Genomic DNA, 19,125 nt, shown 5'->3' on the forward strand with positions numbered 1-19,125 from the left:
AGCATCCGCCATGACGAACAAGTTCTCCCCTCTCGACCCGATGGCCATGTGGCGCGAACTCACGGCCCAGTGGGAAAAAACCACCAACGAGTTCGCCAACGAGACCATGGCCTCGGACCCGTTCCGCCAGGGCATGCACGGCGGCATGAACGCCTCGCTCACCGCGCAGAAGGCGCTGGGCGAGCTGATGGCGCGCTACCTGACGATGCTGAACCTGCCGACGCGCGCCGACCTGCAAGTGCTGGGGGAGCAGCTGCAGCGCATCGACGATCATCTGGCGCGCATTGCCCGCGCCGTGGAGGGCGGGCCCGCTTCCTCCGCTGCGGCAGCGCCGGGGCCGCGCCGCACCCGGCAGCCTCCGAAGGCAGCACCTGCAGAACCTGCGGCAGCGCCCGCCACCCCGCCCCGCACGCGCAAGCCCCCGGCAGGAAAGCGCCAAGCATGAGCACCACCGCCGACACGCCCTTCGCCCTGCCCGACATCGCGGTCGACATGGCCGCCGAGATCGAGCGCGCGATCCAGCGCAACCTCAAGGGCCTGGACTTCCTCACCACCGCCGCGCCCGCCGTCGGCCAGACGCCCAAGGACGAGATCCACCGGCGCGGCACGCTGAGCCTGTACCACTACCGGCCCATGGCCGACGAGATCTACCGCGTGCCGCTGCTGATCGTGATGGCGACCACCAACCGCGGCTACATCCTCGACCTCGCGCCCGGCCAGAGCATGGTCGAGCATCTGCTGCTGCAGGGCTACGACGTCTACATGATGGACTGGAACGCGCCGCGCCCGCAGGAGAAGTACCTGCGCATCGAGGACTACGTGCTCGACTTCATCCCCGATTCCATCCGCCGCGTGCAGGAGCGCTCGGGCGAGGAAGACGTCACGCTCGTGGGCTACTGCATGGGCGGCGTGCTCTCCACGCTCTATGCCGCGCTGCACCCCGGCGGGCCGATGAAGAACCTCGCGCTCTTCACCACGCCCATCGACTTCAACCGCATGAAGCTCTTCCACGCGTGGTCGGACCGCCGGTATTTCGACGTCGACCGGCTCATCGACACCGTGGGCAACGTGCCGCCCGAGATGCTCTTCGCCTCCTTCGACATGCTGCGCCCCGCGGGCCGAAGCGCCGGCATGGTGCAGCTGTGGGACAACATGGACAACGACGAATTCGTCAAGTCGTACCGCATGTTCGACCGCTGGGGCAACGAGATGCTGCCGCTGGCCGGCGAGTACTTCCGCCAGACCGTCAAGGAGCTCATGTGGGGCAACAAGCTGCACAAGGGCGAGCTGGTGATCGGCGGGCAGAAGGTGCAGCTGAAGAACATCAGGGTGCCGGTGCTGCACGCGCTCGCGCAGCACGACCACATCGTTCCCTACGAGGCCGGGCAGCCGCTCGTGGCCGGCGTCGGCTCCACCGACAAGGAGGAGGTGGTGCTCAAGGGCGGCCACGTCAGCCTCGCCGCCGGGCCCAACGCGGTGCGCCGGCTGTGGCCCAGACTGGACGAATGGCTTGGAGTGCGATCGACATGAGCATCACCACCGTGACCGACTCCTTCTCGCGGACCTACCCGCGTACCGTGACCAGCAGTGACGGCAACATCGTCCTGCGCCTGATGGCCGCCGAAGACGCGAATGCCGTGCTCGCCTTCGCGCAGGCCCTCCCGGCGCACGACCTGCTCTTTTTGCCGCGCGACATCACCCAGCCCAAGGTGATGAACGCCTGGGTGCGCGCCATCGAGCGCGGCGACATCGACAGCGTGCTCGCGGTGCGCGAGAAGGCCGTGCTCGGCTGCGCGGCGGTCATCCGCGATCCGCACTCCTGGTCGAGCCACGTCGCCGAACTGCGCGTGCTCGCCGCGCCCGAGCTGCGCGGCAGCGGCCTGGGCCACAAGCTCGCGCGCGAAGCCTGCGCGCTGGCCATCGAGCGCGGGGCCGAAAAGCTCGTCGCCCGCATGACCGTCGACCAGCGCGGCGCCATCGCCGTCTTCCAGGCCCTGGGCTTCAAGCCCGAGGCGCTGCTGGGCAAGCACGTGAAGGACCGCCAGGGTATGGCGCACGACATCGTGGTGCTGAGCCAGGACGTGGCGCGGTTCGAGGCGCAGATGCGGGCGTATGGGATGACCGAGGCGGTCTAGGAGAGAAGAGACGAGCCGACGCTCAATCGGCTTTCAGGCAACTTTTTCGCAGGTTTTTGTTATACAAAGTATCCAAAATCAACAATCGTAGATACGATCCCGGCAAGAGTGCTCGGAGGGAGCACAAGGCCGATGCCACCGCATCAAAGAGCCGATCCGGAGAAACAAACAATGAAAAGAGCATTCGCCGCGCTCGCAGGCACGGTCGTGTTGGGCCTGGGCCTGGCCTCGTGTGGAGGCGGAAGCGGAGGAGCAGCATCGCCGGGAACCGGCACTTCTGCCCAAGGCGCAGGCAAGAGTGACGAGGCAGTCGCATATAGCCTGGAGGCTGCCGGCAAGCAAGACGGCGGCGAAGCGATCCTGGCGCAAGTCGTGGATGCAGACCGGGACCAGACCCGGCCTGCCGGCCTGACCCGCAATCCTGCCGGCGACGACAGCCGCAACGGGGTCTACACGGTCTACGCAGCCAACGGGACGGAACAGGTGCTGTCGATCAACTTCGATACCGGCACGTACGCGATGACCGACGCATCCTTGCAGGTGACGGCCGGAACCTTGAGCCGCGATTCCGTGGACGCCGATGTCGGCATCTTCAACAGTCCGCGAATCACCGCGCAGGTCAACACGGCACGCTTCCAGACAACGGACGGAGTCATTCTGGGCGGCTTCCCGTTCAGGCAAGGCGATTCGGCCTCGCCCACGTACGCGGTGCAGCCTTTCCTGGCGCTCCGCTCCTTCGTGGACGATCCGAAGCAATTCGACGGCATCTACAACGTCGTCGGTGTCGCGGTCGGGGCGACCAAAGGCTATTCCAGCTCGCAAATCCAGCAGATCAGCATCGAAGGCAACGGTGCACGATTGAAGTTCTGCATGAACGATCTCGTCTTCTCCAGCGGCGGATGCGCCGGTGCCGGGGTGGAGAACTACACGATCAGCAAGGACCCCTCCGGCGCATGGCTCGCCGCGAATGTTGGCTTTCCGGGCAACAAGTTCAGATTCCGGATGGCGCGCATCGGGGGCCAGAACGTATTCCTGGCCGCCAACCCGTTCTCGACGCCCGGTTACCCGCCCGAGAACTACCAGCGGCTGAGCATCGGTTTTCCCGACGCTGCAAGTGCCCAGGAAACACTCAAGGCGCGGGTATACGCGTCGGACGGCAGCTACGGCATCGCCGTGACCGATGCCCCCATGTACAGCACCAACACCCGCCGGCCAGACACGACGACCAGCGGTTTCGCCTACGACGCGAAAGTCGTGGCGGGCACGCAGGGCGTGCAGCAGATCAACGGCGCGGGAAACGCCAGGCTCTTCGCCATCCGGAACACGAAACTGGTCGCGCTGGTGGGCACCCCCGCCAACCTGGACACGCGGGGCTATCTGCAGATCGGACTGATCGACGGCCCCGTCAGCCGGGGACCGAACAGCGGCACCTATTCTGTCTTTGCAGCATTCGGCTCGCGGCACACCCTGAGCATCGACCTCGCGGCGAAGAGCTACGGCACGGCGGACGAGGCCGGCGTGTCGACGAGCGGCACACTCGTCGAGGATCCCACCGAGCCGGGCACCTACATCGTCAGCAACGTCCGCATCGACGCCGCCGTCAATACGGCACGGGTCCGCCTCGCGAAAAATACGGTGGTAGGTGCATTTCCCTTCCCGACCAGGCCACTCGGGGACCTGTTCCAGGTCCAACCCTTCATCGGCTCAAGCGCGCTTGCAACCGCGCAATCCGCAATCGATGGCACCTACAACCAGTTCACGCTGACCTCGGACAACGACTCGGCAAACAAGCGAGTGGCGCGGCAGGTCAGGATCGCCAACAACGGCACGAGCCTGCAGATATGCGACGACGACGCGAGCTGGCAGGCGCGCTACGCCATCGACAACTGCCCGGCCGAACTGAAAACGGTCTTTGCGATATCGCCCGGTGCCGCAAGCGGCAACTGGACGGCCGAGATTCCGGGCGTGCCGCCGAGTTCGCCCAACTTCGCACGGAAGTACGGCTTCAGCATCATGGAAATGGCTGGTCAGAAGGTCTACGTGGGTGCGCAGTACGACTCGTGGGCCAACAAGACCTTCAGCATCGGCCTGGAAGACAGCGACGCATGGCCATCCGTCGTGGCCCGAGGTGCGTCCACGCGGCGCGTGGCCGGCTATCCCTCCAACAGTTCCTGGAACAGCGTGGGGCTGGACTCCTCGTGGCTCGACCGCACGGTGGCACACGCCGACGGCACCCAGAGCACCGAGCGCCTTGCGCTCGCGCCTACCGACCTGACCACGCCCCAAGGCCTGCGCGGCATCGGCCTTGAACCAGGCATCGGCCCACGCTACATCGTCATGCAGAGCAAGGGGCTCGCAGTCATGTCGAACGGTTCGGGCTTCGGTATCGATTTCGGAATTTTCTTGATTGAGGGAGCGGATCAATGAGCATGAAGCCCGAACACATCAACGCGTGGACGCGTGGTGCATTTCTCGCGTTGGTATTGGGCCTCGCAGGATGCGGTGGCGGTGGCGGTGGCGGAAGCGCAGGTGGAAGCGCTGGCGCGGGAGGCGTATCCACGGCGATGAAGGGCGACGCCGGCGCAGAGGTGGCCTCCGGCACCCTCCAGGCGCCAGGCATCGAGGACGACTCCGGATTGACTGCGCAGCAGGCGACCAGCCCCGCACTCGACCCTTCCTCCGCCGTGCCGCGCCTGAACGCAGGCGATCCGCGCAACGGCGCGTACTACGTCTATTCCGCCGACGGCAGCAACGGCACCAGGCAGAAGCTCGGGATCAACTTCGATACGAAGAGCTATTCGCTGGTCGACAGCAAGGGGAGCGCCACGTCCGGCACTTTCAGCGAGGACCCGGCGGAACCCGGCACCTATGTCTTTGCAAGCGGTCGAATCACCAGCGCGGTGAACACGGCGCGCTTCCGCATCACGACCGATGCGATCGTCGGGGCGTTTCCGTTCGAGAAGCCATGGTCGGATCCGGTCACCTACCAGGTCGCACCCTTCATCGCGGCGCGGGCCTTCGTCACCGACCCCTCCCAGCTGGACGGCGAATACAACCGCCTGGGCATCAGCTTGAACAAGAACGGTACGGCGGACTCCCAGATCCTGGCGATGAGTATCTCGAAAGGGGGCACGCAGCTTGAGTTGTGCCTGGACAATGTCATCTACTACGTGGAGGCGTGCCAGTCGCTACGCACTTTCGCGCTCACGCCCGCTGCCGATTACGCGTGGACCGGCATCAACATCGCCGCGCCAAGTGACGTACTGCAGTTCCGGATGGCTCGGATCGACGGACAGAATGTGGTTCTCTTCGGAGGCAGCAGCGCCACGGCGCCTGACATACGCCCGTTCCGCATCGCGCTGCGCGACACAACCACCTGGCCCACTGCGCGTTATGTCGGCAGCTCTTCCGATGGCCGATGGGGAACAAACCTCATCGGTCCGGCCAGCACCACACGCACCAGTTTCGACTCGACGGGCGCCTCCGCCAGCCTCACGCTACCAGTGAGCGACGCGGCTTCCAACAGCGCGCAGGGCATCCACCCGATCAACAGCACCGGCACGGACAGATATTTCGCGACGCAGAATGGCGTACTTTCTGTAATCGTCGGCGCCCGCAATCCCGGCACACAGGGCTACATCCAGATCGGCTTGTTCAAGGACAACGGAGGGGTCGACCCTCGCAGCGGTAGCTACAGAGCCTTCTCGGTCCAACGCAAAGACGTCAAGCTGACTCTCGACTTCGATGCAGGCACTTATCAGATGGACGAGTCCTTTCCGAATGCCAGCGCCGGCACGTTCAGCCCCGACCCTGCAGATCCTGGCTCCTATGTCTTTTCCAGTCCGCGCATTGGAACAGTATTGAACACGGCACGGTTCCGTATCACTGAAGACGCCATCGTCGGCGCCTTTCCTTTCTACGCAGGAGCCCTCGCCACACCCAGGTATCAGGTACAGCCCTTCATCGCGGTACGCAGCTTGGTCACAAGCCCCTCCGACTTGCCTGGCAGCTATGACTTGATGGTGGCGGGGATGCCGACTGCCGTCGCGCCGCCGTACTTCTCGTCCAGCATGGCGCGCCTCGTCATCGCAGCAGACGGCCATCGGGCGCAAGTCTGCAAGCTCGCCCCGGTCACGACCTGCGTCGACGAGGCCACTCCGGGCGCTTACGTCGTGGCGGCGTCGTCAACCTCCTGGTATCTATTTTCTGGAGGCGGCATCATGCTTACCCCCTTCCACATAGCAAACGTGGGAACTCGCAAGATCTTGGTGGCGTCTGACTTTGAGTTCTACGGAAGCGACGACAAGCTCGGCTCCTACCTCATGCTCGGCATACGTCAGCCTGCCACGAGTTCGAGCACATGGCTCGGCAACAGCGTCCACAGCTATTCGGGCGCTGGCGAACTGGGGTCGTTGCTGACCAGTCCCACAAGCTATGGCGGGACTTACAGGAAAGCAGATGGAACGACAGGGCCGTTCGCGCTGACGCTTGGACCGGTCACGAACAATGAACGGGTCAAGATCGGTACCGACACGGCTGGAATACCGTACCTGGCGATCAACGATGGCCGTTTCGTTTTCGCGATGCCGTCGAACGGCGATGGGAGCAAGCTGCATATTGGCCTCGTAGATTGATGGCGAGCTGCCAACAGTCAATGCAGCCGGACCATCCTGCAGGGACGCCTAGGCGCTGCAGAAAGCGGCTTTCGCTGCATCGCAAGCGACCGCAACCTTGACTCGGGGGCCGCGGGCCCGCAATCGCGCGAGGGAGAGAAAAAATGAAATACAAGATCCGGTCCTGCCGAGCGCTTCTGTGCGCAGCATTCGCATGCCTTGGATTGCAGGGATGTGGAGGTGGCGAAAACGGCAGCGGCGGCGCAAGCGCGCCGCTGGTAACGAGCGTCGGCACGGTCAAGAGCGCCAACGAAGTCGAGTCGGCGAAAGAGGCCATGCGGTCCGACGAAGCGGCATATTTCGTCGAGACCCAGCAATCGAGCGCTGCGACTTTTGATCGCCGAGCCGCCACCGCACTCTCGAACAGCCACGACCCACGCAGCGGCGTCTACTACCTCTACGCTGCCGACGGCACCAACGGCACACGCCAGAAGCTCGGCATCAATTTCGACACCCGAAGCTACACGCTGACGGACGACCGCGGCCAGGCCACCTCCGGCACTTTCAGCGAAGACCCCGCGGAGCCGGGCACCTACGTCTTCGCAAGCAGCCGCATCACGAGCGCCGCCAACACGGCACGCTTCCGTCTCGCTCCAGATGCGGTCGTCGGCGCCTTTCCTTTCGAGAAACCTTGGTCGAACCCCACGGCCTATCAGGTGATGCCGTTCGTCGCGGCACGCGCCTTCGTCACGGACCCGACGCAACTCGACGGCAACTACAACAGCTTCGGCATCATCCGCAAGAGCGATGGAACGTCGGACTCGCAGGCTCTCACGATGCGCATCACGGGGCACGGCACAACGCTTGAAACGTGCTTCGGCTACCAGGACCTCCACAGCCTCGATTCCTGCCCCACCATCTTGAAGCGGACGTACGCCATCACGGCCTCGCCGGATTTCACGTGGACGGGAACCAGCAATTCGCCCGCCGACGTCCTCCAGTTCCGCATGGCCCGAATCGGCGCACAGAACATCCTGCTCTCGGGCGGGTACACCGACACAGCCCCCGACACCCGGGTCTTCCAGATCGGCCTGCCGGACGCCCCTGTCTCCGGTTGGACCCAGTCCAGATACATCGGCGCGGCAACCGATGGCAGTTGGGGAGCCAATGTCTTCGGCAACTGGGACTCGATCCGCACAGCGGTCACGCCGGAAGGAACCGTCGATGAACTCAGCCTCCCGCTGGCATCGATCGGAAGACCGCAAGGCGTCCGGCTCCTGAACTCCGCGGGCACCAAGAGGTACTACGCGATGTTCAACGGCACCCTTTCGGTCGTCATCGGGCGTCCCATCGAGAACGCCCGTGGCTACATGGAAGTCAGCCTCTACAAGGACAGCTGGAACGCCCGAAACGGACACTACACGGTGTTCACGACCAACGGCACCGAGCAGACGCTGGACATCGACTTCGACAAGAAGCTCTACACGATGACGGCCCCCGGTGGCGACGCAACCACAGGCACCTTCAGCGAAGACCCGAACGACCCCGGGACCTACATCTTCGCGAACAGGCGCATCACGGCCGCATCCAACACCGCGCGCTTCAGGACCAAGATCGACGCCATCGTCGGAGGATTTCCATTCGCTCTCTTCAAGTCGAATCCCGTCGCCTACGCGGTCCAGCCCTTCATTGCCGTACGCTCTTTCGTGACTCAAAGGAGCGGACTGGCCGGCACCTATGATGTGATCGTTACGGCGGGAGGCAGCAACAACCTCACGCATCCAGGTGCCTACTGGCAGCTCTACATCGATGCGGCGGGAACGGTCGCAAGGCAATGTCTCCCCGCAACCATTGCCTGTCTCCCTGAGGCGAGCCTGGGCGACTACGCCATCTCCCCGGGCGCGTCGCCTGGCATCTGGGTGTTTACCCGGGACGAAAAGACGTCTTTCACCGGACGAGTTGCCCGCATCGATGGCCGGAACGTCATGCTGCAGGCCTCGGAGTCCTACTCACCGTACATTGCGCCAAGCTCCCCGCTTTTCCCATACCCGATCTGGACGCTCAACACCGGCTTTCCGCGGCCGACGGGTGCGACAAACCCCGTGTACTGGCCTGCGATGCGCATGCATATCGCCTCGACGGGGGGCACATTCGGAACCGCATCCCTCGACGCGACCCGCTACGCGACCAGCTACTCGCGGCCAGACGGCACTTCCGACTCGCTGGCGCTCGAAATGCAGGGCATCTCAGGCAACGCGCAGGTGCGAGAAGGCACCGACAGCACCGGGACGAGATACCAGTTGGCCCAGAACGGTGTCATCGCGCTCATGCAGGCGCCATGGCCCTTCGACAACCTGCACATAGGCCTGGCCGACTGACCCGTCCGACCGCTTCGGTCCAGTCTGCGAAAATCGCGGGTTCCTTGGAGTTCCCCCGTGTCATCGCCCTTCGTAGCCGAAACCCGCCGCCGCCGCACCTTCGCGATCATTTCCCACCCTGACGCCGGCAAGACCACGCTGACCGAAAAGCTGCTGCTTTTCTCCGGCGCGATCCAGATCGCCGGCTCGGTGAAGGCGCGCAAGGCCTCGCGCCATGCCACCTCCGACTGGATGGAGATCGAGAAGCAGCGCGGCATCTCGGTGGCCTCGTCGGTGATGCAGATGGTCTACCGCGACCACGTCATCAACCTGCTGGACACGCCGGGCCACAAGGACTTCTCCGAAGACACCTACCGCGTGCTCACCGCCGTCGACTCGGCGCTGATGGTGATCGACGCGGCCAACGGCGTGGAAGCGCAGACGCGCCGGCTGATCGAGGTCTGCCGCCAGCGCGACACGCCCATCATCACCTTCGTCAACAAGATGGACCGCGAAGTGCGCGAGCCGCTGGACATCCTCGACGAGGTGGAGCGCGAGCTGGGCATGCCCTGCGTGCCCATGACCTGGCCGGTGGGCCAGGGCAAGAGCTTCCGCGGGATCATGAACCTGCGCACGCAGGCGATGACGGTGTTCGAGTCGGGCAGCGAGCGCCTGCCGCAGGACTTCGAGACCATTCCGCTGAGCGAGCGCGATACGCTGGTCAAGCGCTTCGGCGCCGACTTCGAGACCGCCATGGAAAGCATGGAGCTCGCCACCGGCGCCTCGCCCGCCTGGGACCGCGAGGCCTTCCTGGCCGGCAAGCAGACGCCCGTGTTCTTCGGCTCCGGCGTGAACAACTTCGGCGTGATGGAAGTGCTCGACGCGCTGGTCGACCTGGCGCCCTCGCCGCGTTCGCGCACCAGCACCACGCTGGTCAACCGCCAGCCGGTGACCAAGGAGATCCAGCCCGAGGACAAGGACTTCGCGGGCGTGGTCTTCAAGGTGCAGGCCAACATGGACGCCAACCACCGCGACCGCATCGCCTTCGTGCGCATGGCCTCGGGCAAGTACACGCCGGGCATGAAGCTGAAGGTGCAGCGCACCGCCAAGGAGCTGCGCCCCACCAGCGTCGTGACCTTCATGAGCCAGCGCCGCGAGGCAGTGGAAGAGGCCTACGCGGGCGACATCGTGGGTTTCACCACCCACGGCGGCGTGCAGCTGGGCGACACCATCACCGATGGCGCGAGCCTGCAGTTCACCGGCCTGCCCTTCTTCGCGCCCGAGCTCTTCATGACCGTGATCCTGAAGAACCCGCTGCGCACCAAGCAGCTGCAGCAGGGCCTGGCCCAGCTCGGCGAGGAAGGCGCGATCCAGGTCTTCCGCCCCGAGATCGGCGGCCCGATGCTGCTGGGCGCGGTCGGCCAGCTGCAGTTCGAAGTGGTGCAGCACCGCCTGAAGGCCGAGTACGACGCCGACGTGCGCCTCGAAGGCTGCCAGTACACCGGCGCACGCTGGATCACGGCCGACACGCCCGCCGAGCTGCGCGAGTTCGTGAACGCGTATCCGCAGCGCATGGCGAAGGACGCGGCGGACACGCTGGCCTTCCTGTGCACCTCGCCCTACGACGTTCGGCTGGCGCAGGAGCGGTTTCCGAAGATCCACTTCCATCCGCTGCGCGAGCATGCGGGGCTGGCGCTTCAGAGCGCGGGGTAAAGAGACGGGATCGGGCAGCCGAACGCAGAAGGAAGACAAAAACTACGCAGAGATCGCAGAAGAGAACCTGGTCATTTCTGGATTTTTCCTCTGCGACTTCTGCGAAACCTTTGCGACTTCTGCGTTCGGCTTTCCTGCCGGTTCGCAGTCCCTCAACTGCCCGTCGACGCATAGCGGCGCAACCCGAAGCGCCACACCCCGAAAGCCGCCGCCAGGAACACGAACCCGGCGAGCGGCGACACCAGGCCCACCCACGCCGGCGCCCCCAGCGGGTCGGCCTTCCCCAGGATCGCCAGCACCGGGTAATAGGCCACGCAGGCCAGCGGCACGATGAAGGTCAGCACGCGCCGGAACCAGCGCGCATAGAGCGCCAGCGGGTACTGCGCGGCCTGCACGCCGCCGTAGGTCAGAACGTTCGCGATCTCGAGGCTCTCGACGGTCCAGAAGGCCAGGGTGCCCTGCAGCACCAGGATGCCGAGGAACAGCGCCACGCCGCCCGCGATGGCGATCAGCGCGATGGCCACCGCGCCCGGCGTCCACGCGATGCCCATCTGCTGCGTCGCGAACGCCACCATCGCCAGCCCCTGCAGCAGCCGGCCCAGGCGGCTGATGCGAAAGTCGTTGCCCATCAGCTGCAGCGCGAGCGGACGCGGGCGCAGCAGCAGGCGGTCGAAGGCGCCGGTGCGCAAAAACTCCGTGCCGAGCACGTCAAAGCCGCGGCCCAGCGCATCGGCCAGCGCGAACATGCAGTTCACCAGGCCGTAGAAGAGGGCCACCTCGCCGATGCGCCAGCCCTGCACGTCGCCGAAGCGGTGGAACAGCGCCCACACGGCGATCACCTCGATGCCGGTGCCGAGGAACTGGCCGACGGTCAGCATCAGCGCCGAGGCGGGGTAGCGCGCTTGCCCGCCGAGGGACGCGCCGACCAGCCGGAAGAAGAGCGGAATCGATCCCATCGCCCTCACCTGCCCTTACCCGCCCTGCACCTGCAGGCCGCGCATCGTGCGGCCCATGGCGAAATGGCCGAAGGCCACGAGCACCGCGATCCAGAAGACCTGCAGCCCCAGCCCGCCGATGGCCTGCCAGCCCTGCAGCTGCCCGAAGTACAGGCGCGCCGGAATGTCCATCAGCCCGGCCAGCGGCTGGACCAGCAGCGCGGTCTGCCAGCCGTCGGGCAGCATCGCGAGCGGCAGCAGGTTGCCAGAGAGAACGATGACCACCGGCGTGGCCACCGCGCTGATGCCGCGTTCGTTGAGCGCGGCGGTGGCGGCCACGTTCAGCAGCATCACCATCGACGTCGACAGCAAAAGTGCGAAAACCACCGAGAGCATGAAGGCGAGCCCCGCCGCCACGCCCGCAGGAAGCTGCCATGCCCACTCGCCGAGGCCGGCCAGCGGCAGCACGACCATCGCGAACGCAGCCATCAGCGCCACGCGCGGCAGCACACGCGCCGCAATCCAACCGGCGCTGCGCGCGAACCACAGCGCATAGGCATCGACGGGCCGCAGCCGGTCATAGGCGACGGCGCCGGTGCGCACCGCCTGCCCCACTTCCGGGTCGCCCAGCCAGGGCAGCAGCACGAGCAGCCCCTGCGCGAGCCAGGTGTAGGTGATGGCCTGGGCTAGCGACATCGAGCTGCTCGCGCCGGTGCCAGCCGCATGCCCGTAGAAGGCCGCGAACACCATCACCTTGATGCCGCCCCACCAGCACTGCGTGGCGAAGCCGGCGAGCGCGGCGGTGCGGTACTGCAGCATCTGCTGGAAGCGCGACGCGAAGGCCGCGATATAGGGCCGTGCAAGGTCGTGCGGGCGCATCGCCGTCACGCTTCAGCCGCTCCGTGCATGGCGTAGAAGCGCGCAATGACGGCCTCGATCGCCAGGCCTTCGAGGCGAATGTCCTCCACCGCATGCGCGGCGGCGATGCGCGCGATCAGCGCGGGCGCCGCAGTGCGGGCCGGATCGAAGTCGAGCACCAGCGTCTGGCCGTCGCGCGAGTGCACCCGCGCGCCTTCCACCTGCGCGGGCAGCTCGGCGCCCTGCGCGAAGTCGACCACCAGGCGCCGCTCGGCCATCACCTGCGCGCGCAGCGCCTCGACCGGGCTGTCGGCCAGCACGCGGCCGTGGCCGATGATGATCACGCGGCGAGCCAGCGCCTCGATGTCGTGCATGTCGTGCGTGGTCAGCAGCACGGTGGTGCCGCGCTCGCGGTTGGCGCGGCGCACGAAGTCGCGCACGGCCAGCTTGGAAGGTGCGTCGAGGCCGATGGTCGGCTCGTCGAGAAAAAGGATCTCGGGCTCGTGCAGCAGCGCCGCGGCGATCTCCGCGCGCATGCGCTGGCCGAGCGAGAGCTGCCGCACCGGCTGCGCGAGCACGCGCTCCAGGTTCAGCAGCGCCACCAGTTCGTCGCGCGTGCGGCGGTAGCGTGCCGGGTCCACGCGGTAGATGTCGCGCAGCAGGTCGAAGCCGTCGCCCACGGGCAGGTCCCACCACAGCTGCGTGCGCTGGCCGAAGACCACGCCTATGCGCCCCACGTGCCGCTCGCGGTCGGCGAAGGGGTCGCGACCGTCGATCTCCACGCGCCCGCCGTCGGGCCGCAGGATGCCCGAGAGGATCTTGATGGTGGTCGACTTGCCCGCGCCGTTCGGCCCGATGAAGCCCAGCAGCTCGCCGCGCTCCAGCGCGAACGACACGCCCGACAGCGCCTCCACCGTGCGATGGCGGCGCTGCACGAGGCCGCGCAGCGCGCCCATCACGCCAGGGTCGCGTTCGGAGATGCGGTAGGTCTTGCGGAGGTCGTCGACGAGGATGTGGGGCATGGAGGGCGCCGCGCCGGCCTCGATGGCACGGCGGGGGCGGGATGCTACACGAAAGCGCCGGTACGATCGGCGCTCCCCCTGCATTGCTCTCTCCATGCCCACCTTGCCTTCTTCGCCCCACCATCTGCTGCCGCTGGCCCAATGGCCGCAGGCCGCGCGCGGTGCGCTCATCGGCGTCTTCACCGACATCGACGACACGCTCACGCACGACGGCGCCATCACGCCCGATGCGCTGCAGGCGCTGGGCGATCTGAAGGCGGCGGGGCTTTCGGTGGTGGCGATCACCGGCCGGCCGGTGGGCTGGAGCCTGCCCTTCGTCAACGCCTGGCCGGTCGATGCCATCGTGGCGGAGAACGGCGCGGTGGCGCTGCTGCCTTCGGCCGACGGCCGCGTCGAGAAGCGCTACCAGCAGGACGAGCCCACGCGCGCCGCCAACTTCGCGCGCATGCAGGCGGTGCTGGAGCGCATCGAGCGCGAGCTGCCGGGCGTGGGCCGCGCCACCGATTCGCCGGGTCGTGAGACCGACATCGCCATCGACCACAGCGAATTCGTGCAGCTGGGCGACGCCACCATCGCGCAGGTGGTGGCGCTGATGCGCGGCGAGGGCATGCACGCCACCGTGAGCAGCATCCACATCAACGGCTGGTACGGCGACAACGACAAGCTCGAAGGCGCGCGCTGGATCGTGCGCGAGCTGTGGGGTCGCACGCTAGACGGCGAGATGGACCGCTGGGCCTACGTGGGCGACTCCACCAACGACCAGCTGATGTTCCGCACCTTCGCGCACAGCATCGGCGTGGCGAACGTCGCGCGCTTCGTGCCGCAGTTGGAGCACCTGCCGCGCTACGTGACGCAGGCCGAACGCGGCACCGGCTTCGCCGAGGCGGCGAGCGCGATTCTCTCGGCGCGCTGAACACCGCCGGACGCTGCGGACAAACAACACTCCGCGCGAAAAATACGGACGAAAAAAAGCCCGCCGAGGCGGGCGAAGGGACCGTTCGACGGGGTCCTTGGAGAAAACAGTCTCGGGGTTCGCTGCGATCAGAAGCTGTGGCGGATGCCGAACTCGTAGCCCATCGACGACTTGGGCTGCAGCGCCACGCGGTTGTACGTTGCCACGTACGACGGGCCGGCGCCGACTGTGTTGCCGGCACCGTTCTTGTTGGTCACGCGCGCGATCGTGCCGTAGAGCGCGGTGCGCTTCGACAGGTTGTGCACGTAGCCCAGCGCGAACTTGTTCGACTTCGGGTCGGGGGTGTTCACGGCGAAGAGGGCCGGCACACGGTTGTAGTCGTACTTGACCTGCGAGTACGAGGCGCGGATCTGGCCCGGGCCGATCGGCACGGTCACGCCGATCAGGTAGCCGGTGAGGTCGGTGCTCGGCACCGGCGTGAAGATGTTCAGCGGATCGCGCTGGTCCTTCGAGCGCGAGTACTCGCCGAACAGCTTGGCCACGCCGAAGTCGTAGGTCGCGCCGAGGTTGAAGGTCTTGATCTTGCCGGGACGTGCCACGGCGGAGGAACCTGAACCGGAGGTGAAGCTGGTGTCGTTCTGCGCATAGCTGACGGCGACGTCGACCGGGCCCGAGGCGTACCCGACGCGGCCGCCGATATGGCGGCCGGTGTTGGTGCGGTCGGCGCCGGTGATGGTGTCGGGCGACAGGCGGGTGATCTCGTGGAAGCTGTAGCCCAGGTTGCCGTAGAAGCCGCCCAGGTTGCGCGGCAGGAAGTACTGGACCATGTTGCCGGCGCGCTTGTAGGTGCTGTTGCTGCCGTAGCCAGTGCCCGAGAGGCTGCCTTCGTTGGCGTCGATGATCAGCGAGCCGCCGATGCCGGTGTCGCCGAACGGATCGAACTGCTCGTCGTTCAGCACGGTGGCGGTCTTGTCGCGGCCGATGCGGAACTCGCCGAAGCTGCCGGCCAGGCTCACGGTGGAGCGGCGGCTGAAGTTGGAGACGCCGGTGGCGCCGTCGTCGTTGGTGATCGGGGCTTCGAGCCAGAAGCTGGCCGACAGGCCGCCGCCGAGGTCTTCGACGCCGCGGAAGCCCAGGCGGCTGGAACTCAGGCCCGAGTTGGCCAGCTCGGTACGGCTGGCCTTCACGCTGTAGTGGGGGGTGAAAAGGGTGGCCGGGACCGACTCGCTCTTGTTCGAGACGTTGCGGTAGGCCGCATCGACGACGCCGAACAGCGTCACGGTCGATTGCGCCGACGCGGCACCGCAGGCTGCCATCGCAGCCAGAACAAGCAGGGATTTTTTCATTCGTATCACTCCAGGATGGGGAAGTTGCCGCTCCGATGCCGGATGCAGCTGCTGAGAGCCCGGGCTTTTGCGCCACAAGACTGCATCGGAGTGTTTCCATCGCGGAAGACAAACGAATTACATAGGGTAAGTACCCACCCCCCGAAGGGCCAAGCCTCTTGACATAGGTGCCCTGACTGTTTCCTGACCCGGAACGCCGTTCCGGCCACTCACTCGTCCATGGGCAATTCGCGCTGCCGGCGTCGCAGCACCATCCACTGGCTCCACGTGCCGAAGGCGGCGATCAGCAGCAGCACCGCCGCATAGCCCTCGGCCGTGTTCAGCAGCCCCAGCGGCGCCACCAGGAAGCCCGCGAGCATGGCCGGCAGGCTGAACGCGAGATAGCTCACCACGAAGATCGCCGCGAAGAGCTCGCCGCGCTCGTGCGATTGCGCCATCGGCGCCAGCGTCTGCACCAGCGCCGAGAACGCGCCGCCGAAGCCGATGCCCGCTACCGCCGTGCCGACGAAGAAGAGCGCGAGCGAACGGGTGGCAAGCGAGGCCAGCAGCAGCACCAGGCCGAGCGCGATGCTGGCCATGCCGACGATGGCCGGGCGCGGAGCCGCAAGGCGGCCGAGCAGCGTCGGCGCGATGGCTCCCATGCCGGAAAGCACCGCCACCGTGAGGCCGTTGACCACGCCGTTGTCGATGCCGAACACATGCAGCATCAGAGAAGGCGCCAGCGACAGGTACAGCCCGCCGAGCGCCCACACCACGATGAACACCGGCAGCCCGCGCGCGAACTCGGCGCGTGCCTTCGCCGGAATCGACACGCGCGGCACCAGCGAGGCCAGCGCCCCGGCGCGCGGCGTGACGGTCTCGGGCATCCACAGCACCACCGCCGCGCCCAGCGCGAACACCGCGGCGAGCACGCCGAACACCAGCATCACCGGTTGCAGCGAGAACTTCACCGCCATGCCCGTGAGCAGCGCCCCCACCGCAAGGCCGGCGAGCGGCGACACGCTCGTGATCAGCGCCCCCAGCCGCTTGCGCGAAGCCGGCGCTGCCTCGACCACCGCCGCGCTCAGCGCGCCGCTCGCGATGCCGGTGGCGATGCCCTGCACCACGCGCGCGACGATCAGCCCGCCGATGCCGTTCGCCAGCAGGAAGAGCCCCATCGCCACCGCCTGCAGCACCAGCGCCGACAGCACCACCGGGCGGCGCCCGATGTGGTCCGACAGCGAGCCGGCTACCAGCAGAGAAACCAGCAGCGCGATCGCGTAGACCGCGAAGGCCACCGTGAGCAGCGACGAAGAGAAATGCCAGGCGTGCTGGAACACCACGAACAGCGGCGAAGGCGCGGCAGCCGCGAAGAAAAAGGCGAACAGCACAGCCGCGAGCAGCGGAAAGGCCGCGCGCTGCGGCAGGCGCCAGGGCCTGGAGCGCGCCGCGAGGTCGGCGGTGGCGGAAGCGAGTTCGGGGCAGGAGGACGGCATGGCGAATCCTTAATGCAACTTTTTTTGCTTTTGTGATTCTAGACATGCGAATCCTCTAAAGCAAATATCTTTGCGTTAAAGTCCAGACCATGACCGACATCGCCCTCCCCAACAAACGCCCCGGCGGCCGCAGCGCCCAGGTGCAGGCATTGGTGCGCACTGCCCTCGAAGAACTCGTGGCGGAACAAGGAAGGGAGCGCGTCACGGTGCCGGCGGTGGCCGAGCGCGCGGGTGTCAGCGCCTCCAGCATCTACCGGCGCTGGGGCGACCTGCAGGGGCTGCTGGCCGAAACCGCCACCCACCGGCTGGACCCGAACCGCCCGCTGCCGAATACGGGAACGCTGCGCGCCGACCTGGAAGCCTGGGCGCGCGAACTCATCGAGCACCTGGCCAGGCCGTGCAATACCTCGTTGCTGAAAGCCGCGGCCGCGCTGGCCAACGATGGCGCCGACACCGACTGCCTGCGCAACCGCCGCAGGGAGGCGCTCACGCTTGTCGAGCAGGCCCGCGCCCGCGGCGAGCCCGCACCCGAGCCGCAGCAGGTGATCGATCACCTGATCGCGCCGATCGTGTTCCGGCTGGTGTTCGGTGGAGACGGGGTGCAGCCGGAACTGGCGTCCCGGCTGGTGGACGAGCTCTTCGTCCTCAGTTCGTCTTGACTTCCTTCGCCAACCCCAGCTTCTCGATGATCGCCTTCTCCTTCACCACCGTGTCCTGCGCGAACTTGGTATAGGTGGCCGAGCTCATGTAGTTCGGCAGCATGTCGTAGCGGCCCAGCGCGGCGACGTAGCTCGGCTCCTCCATCGCCTGCTTGAAGGCGTCGTGCAGCTTCTTCACCACCTCGGGCGGCGTGCCCTTGGGTGCGCCGATGCCGAAGGGCGAGTTCTGCACCACGTCGTAGCCGAGTTCCTTCAGCGTGGGCGCGTCGGGGAACTTGGCCAGGCGCTTCTCGCCCCAGGTGTTGAGCACGCGCAGCTTGCCGGCCTCGACCTGCGGCGCGAAGCCGGTGCTGTCGGCCGCGGCCATCAGCTGGCCGCTGACCACCGCGAGCATCAGGTCGGCACTGCCCTTGTAGGGCACGTGCTGCAGTTGGATGCCGGCCTTCTGCGCGACGATCTCTGTCGTCAGGTGCGGGCTGGTGAGCGTGCCCGTGGAGCCGTAGGTGAGCTTGCCGGGGTTGGCCTTGGCGTATGCGACGAAGTCGGCCCAGGTCTTGAAGGGGCTGTCGGCCGGCACGACGATGCCGAAGGCGTAGCCGGTGACGTTGATGACGTAGGTGATGTCCTTGAGCGGATCCCAGTTGATCTTGGTGGTGTAGCCCAGGCGGAACACGCCCAGCGGAATCTGCGCGACGGTGTAGCCGTCGGGCTGCGCGGTCTGCAGCGCCTGCGCGGGCAGCGTGCCGCCGGCGCCGGGCTTGTTGTCGATGATCACCGGCTGGCCGAGGATCTTGCTCGCGTTCTCCGCGAGCTGGCGCATGGTGATGTCGGTCGGGCCGCCCGCCGGGAAGGCGATCACCAGCTTGATGGGCTTGGCGGGAAAGGCCTGCGCGAGCGCCGCCATCGGAAAAGCGAGGCCGCCGGTTGCGGCGAGTGCGGCGGCGGTACGGAGGAAGGTGGAGCGGCGGAGCATGGCTGACTGGGTCCTGACTTGGGAAAGCGCCGATTGGGCCCCGCCGCACCGGCGAAGGCAATCGGGGCTGCCCTGATTTCCGTGGGAAACAGGGGCGAATTCCGGCGTCCGAGTCGCCTGCGCGTC

At 66.6% G+C, this 19,125-nt stretch carries 15 protein-coding genes; 9 read left to right on the forward strand and 6 right to left on the reverse strand.

The window, feature by feature from the left end:
* The first annotated feature begins 10 nt into the window (after positions 1 to 10).
* From ABL843_RS27450 to ABL843_RS27480, 7 genes are all read left to right on the forward strand, one after another.
* A complete protein-coding gene (locus ABL843_RS27450) occupies positions 11 to 445 on the forward strand; it encodes a hypothetical protein (RefSeq protein WP_418118014.1) in 435 nt (144 codons plus the stop codon).
* Positions 442 to 1,530, forward strand: a complete 1,089-nt coding sequence (locus ABL843_RS27455) for an alpha/beta fold hydrolase (protein WP_369660723.1) — start codon at positions 442 to 444, stop codon at positions 1,528 to 1,530. Before ABL843_RS27450 ends, ABL843_RS27455 begins: the two co-directional genes overlap by 4 nt.
* Positions 1,527 to 2,135, forward strand: a complete 609-nt coding sequence (locus tag ABL843_RS27460) for an N-acetyltransferase family protein (protein WP_418118015.1) — start codon at positions 1,527 to 1,529, stop codon at positions 2,133 to 2,135. The genes ABL843_RS27455 and ABL843_RS27460 overlap by 4 nt, the downstream gene beginning before the upstream one ends.
* Positions 2,136 to 2,306: 171 nt before the next feature.
* Positions 2,307 to 4,562 carry a hypothetical protein gene (locus ABL843_RS27465; protein ID WP_418118016.1) on the forward strand — a complete coding sequence of 752 codons (2,256 nt, stop codon included), beginning with the start codon at positions 2,307 to 2,309 and terminating at the stop codon, positions 4,560 to 4,562.
* Entirely contained in the window at positions 4,559 to 6,769 is a 2,211-nt protein-coding gene (locus ABL843_RS27470) for a hypothetical protein (RefSeq protein WP_418118017.1), read from the forward strand. Before ABL843_RS27465 ends, ABL843_RS27470 begins: the two co-directional genes overlap by 4 nt.
* 143 nt (positions 6,770 to 6,912) lie before the next feature.
* Positions 6,913 to 9,126 carry a hypothetical protein gene (locus ABL843_RS27475; protein WP_418118018.1) on the forward strand — a complete coding sequence of 738 codons (2,214 nt, stop codon included), beginning with the start codon at positions 6,913 to 6,915 and terminating at the stop codon, positions 9,124 to 9,126.
* 57 nt (positions 9,127 to 9,183) lie between these two features.
* Positions 9,184 to 10,818: a peptide chain release factor 3 gene (locus ABL843_RS27480; RefSeq protein ID WP_418118019.1), complete on the forward strand. Its 1,635-nt coding sequence runs from the start codon at positions 9,184 to 9,186 to the stop codon at positions 10,816 to 10,818.
* A 152-nt stretch (positions 10,819 to 10,970) separates the two neighbouring features.
* Here ABL843_RS27480 and ABL843_RS27485 read toward each other — a convergent pair whose 3' ends face one another.
* From ABL843_RS27485 to ABL843_RS27495, 3 genes are read right to left on the reverse strand one after another with little or no spacing between them, the layout of a single operon-like run.
* A complete protein-coding gene (locus ABL843_RS27485) occupies positions 10,971 to 11,774 on the reverse strand; it encodes an ABC transporter permease (protein ID WP_126023710.1) in 804 nt (267 codons plus the stop codon).
* 15 nt (positions 11,775 to 11,789) lie between these two features.
* Entirely contained in the window at positions 11,790 to 12,632 is an 843-nt protein-coding gene (locus tag ABL843_RS27490) for an ABC transporter permease (RefSeq protein ID WP_418120528.1), read from the reverse strand.
* A gap of 5 nt (positions 12,633 to 12,637) precedes the next feature.
* The gene (locus tag ABL843_RS27495; protein ID WP_418118020.1) at positions 12,638 to 13,633 is read right to left on the reverse strand and encodes an ABC transporter ATP-binding protein; all 996 of its coding nucleotides are present in this window, start codon (positions 13,631 to 13,633) and stop codon (positions 12,638 to 12,640) included.
* Positions 13,634 to 13,727: 94 nt separating this feature from the next.
* Between ABL843_RS27495 and ABL843_RS27500 the strand changes: the two genes are divergently transcribed.
* Positions 13,728 to 14,546, forward strand: a complete 819-nt coding sequence (locus tag ABL843_RS27500; protein WP_418118022.1) for an HAD-IIB family hydrolase — start codon at positions 13,728 to 13,730, stop codon at positions 14,544 to 14,546.
* Positions 14,547 to 14,674: 128 nt separating this feature from the next.
* Here ABL843_RS27500 and ABL843_RS27505 read toward each other — a convergent pair whose 3' ends face one another.
* Together ABL843_RS27505 and ABL843_RS27510 are read right to left on the reverse strand one after the other, a co-directional pair.
* Positions 14,675 to 15,892, reverse strand: a complete 1,218-nt coding sequence (locus ABL843_RS27505) for a porin (RefSeq protein ID WP_418118023.1) — start codon at positions 15,890 to 15,892, stop codon at positions 14,675 to 14,677.
* 209 nt (positions 15,893 to 16,101) lie between these two features.
* The gene (locus ABL843_RS27510; protein WP_418118024.1) at positions 16,102 to 17,367 is read right to left on the reverse strand and encodes an MFS transporter; all 1,266 of its coding nucleotides are present in this window, start codon (positions 17,365 to 17,367) and stop codon (positions 16,102 to 16,104) included.
* A gap of 89 nt (positions 17,368 to 17,456) precedes the next feature.
* Here ABL843_RS27510 and ABL843_RS27515 point away from each other — a divergent pair, with 89 nt between their 5' ends.
* The gene (locus tag ABL843_RS27515) at positions 17,457 to 18,026 is read left to right on the forward strand and encodes a TetR/AcrR family transcriptional regulator (RefSeq protein ID WP_369660717.1); all 570 of its coding nucleotides are present in this window, start codon (positions 17,457 to 17,459) and stop codon (positions 18,024 to 18,026) included.
* On the opposite strand, the gene ABL843_RS27520 is transcribed toward ABL843_RS27515, so the two are convergent.
* Positions 18,013 to 18,999, reverse strand: a complete 987-nt coding sequence (locus tag ABL843_RS27520) for a tripartite tricarboxylate transporter substrate binding protein (RefSeq protein WP_126023717.1) — start codon at positions 18,997 to 18,999, stop codon at positions 18,013 to 18,015. The genes ABL843_RS27515 and ABL843_RS27520 overlap by 14 nt on opposite strands.
* Positions 19,000 to 19,125 lie beyond the last annotated feature (126 nt).

It is taken from the genome of Variovorax sp. 350MFTsu5.1, assembly GCF_048302515.1.
In the GTDB taxonomy this organism is placed as follows: domain Bacteria; phylum Pseudomonadota; class Gammaproteobacteria; order Burkholderiales; family Burkholderiaceae_C; genus Variovorax; species Variovorax guangxiensis.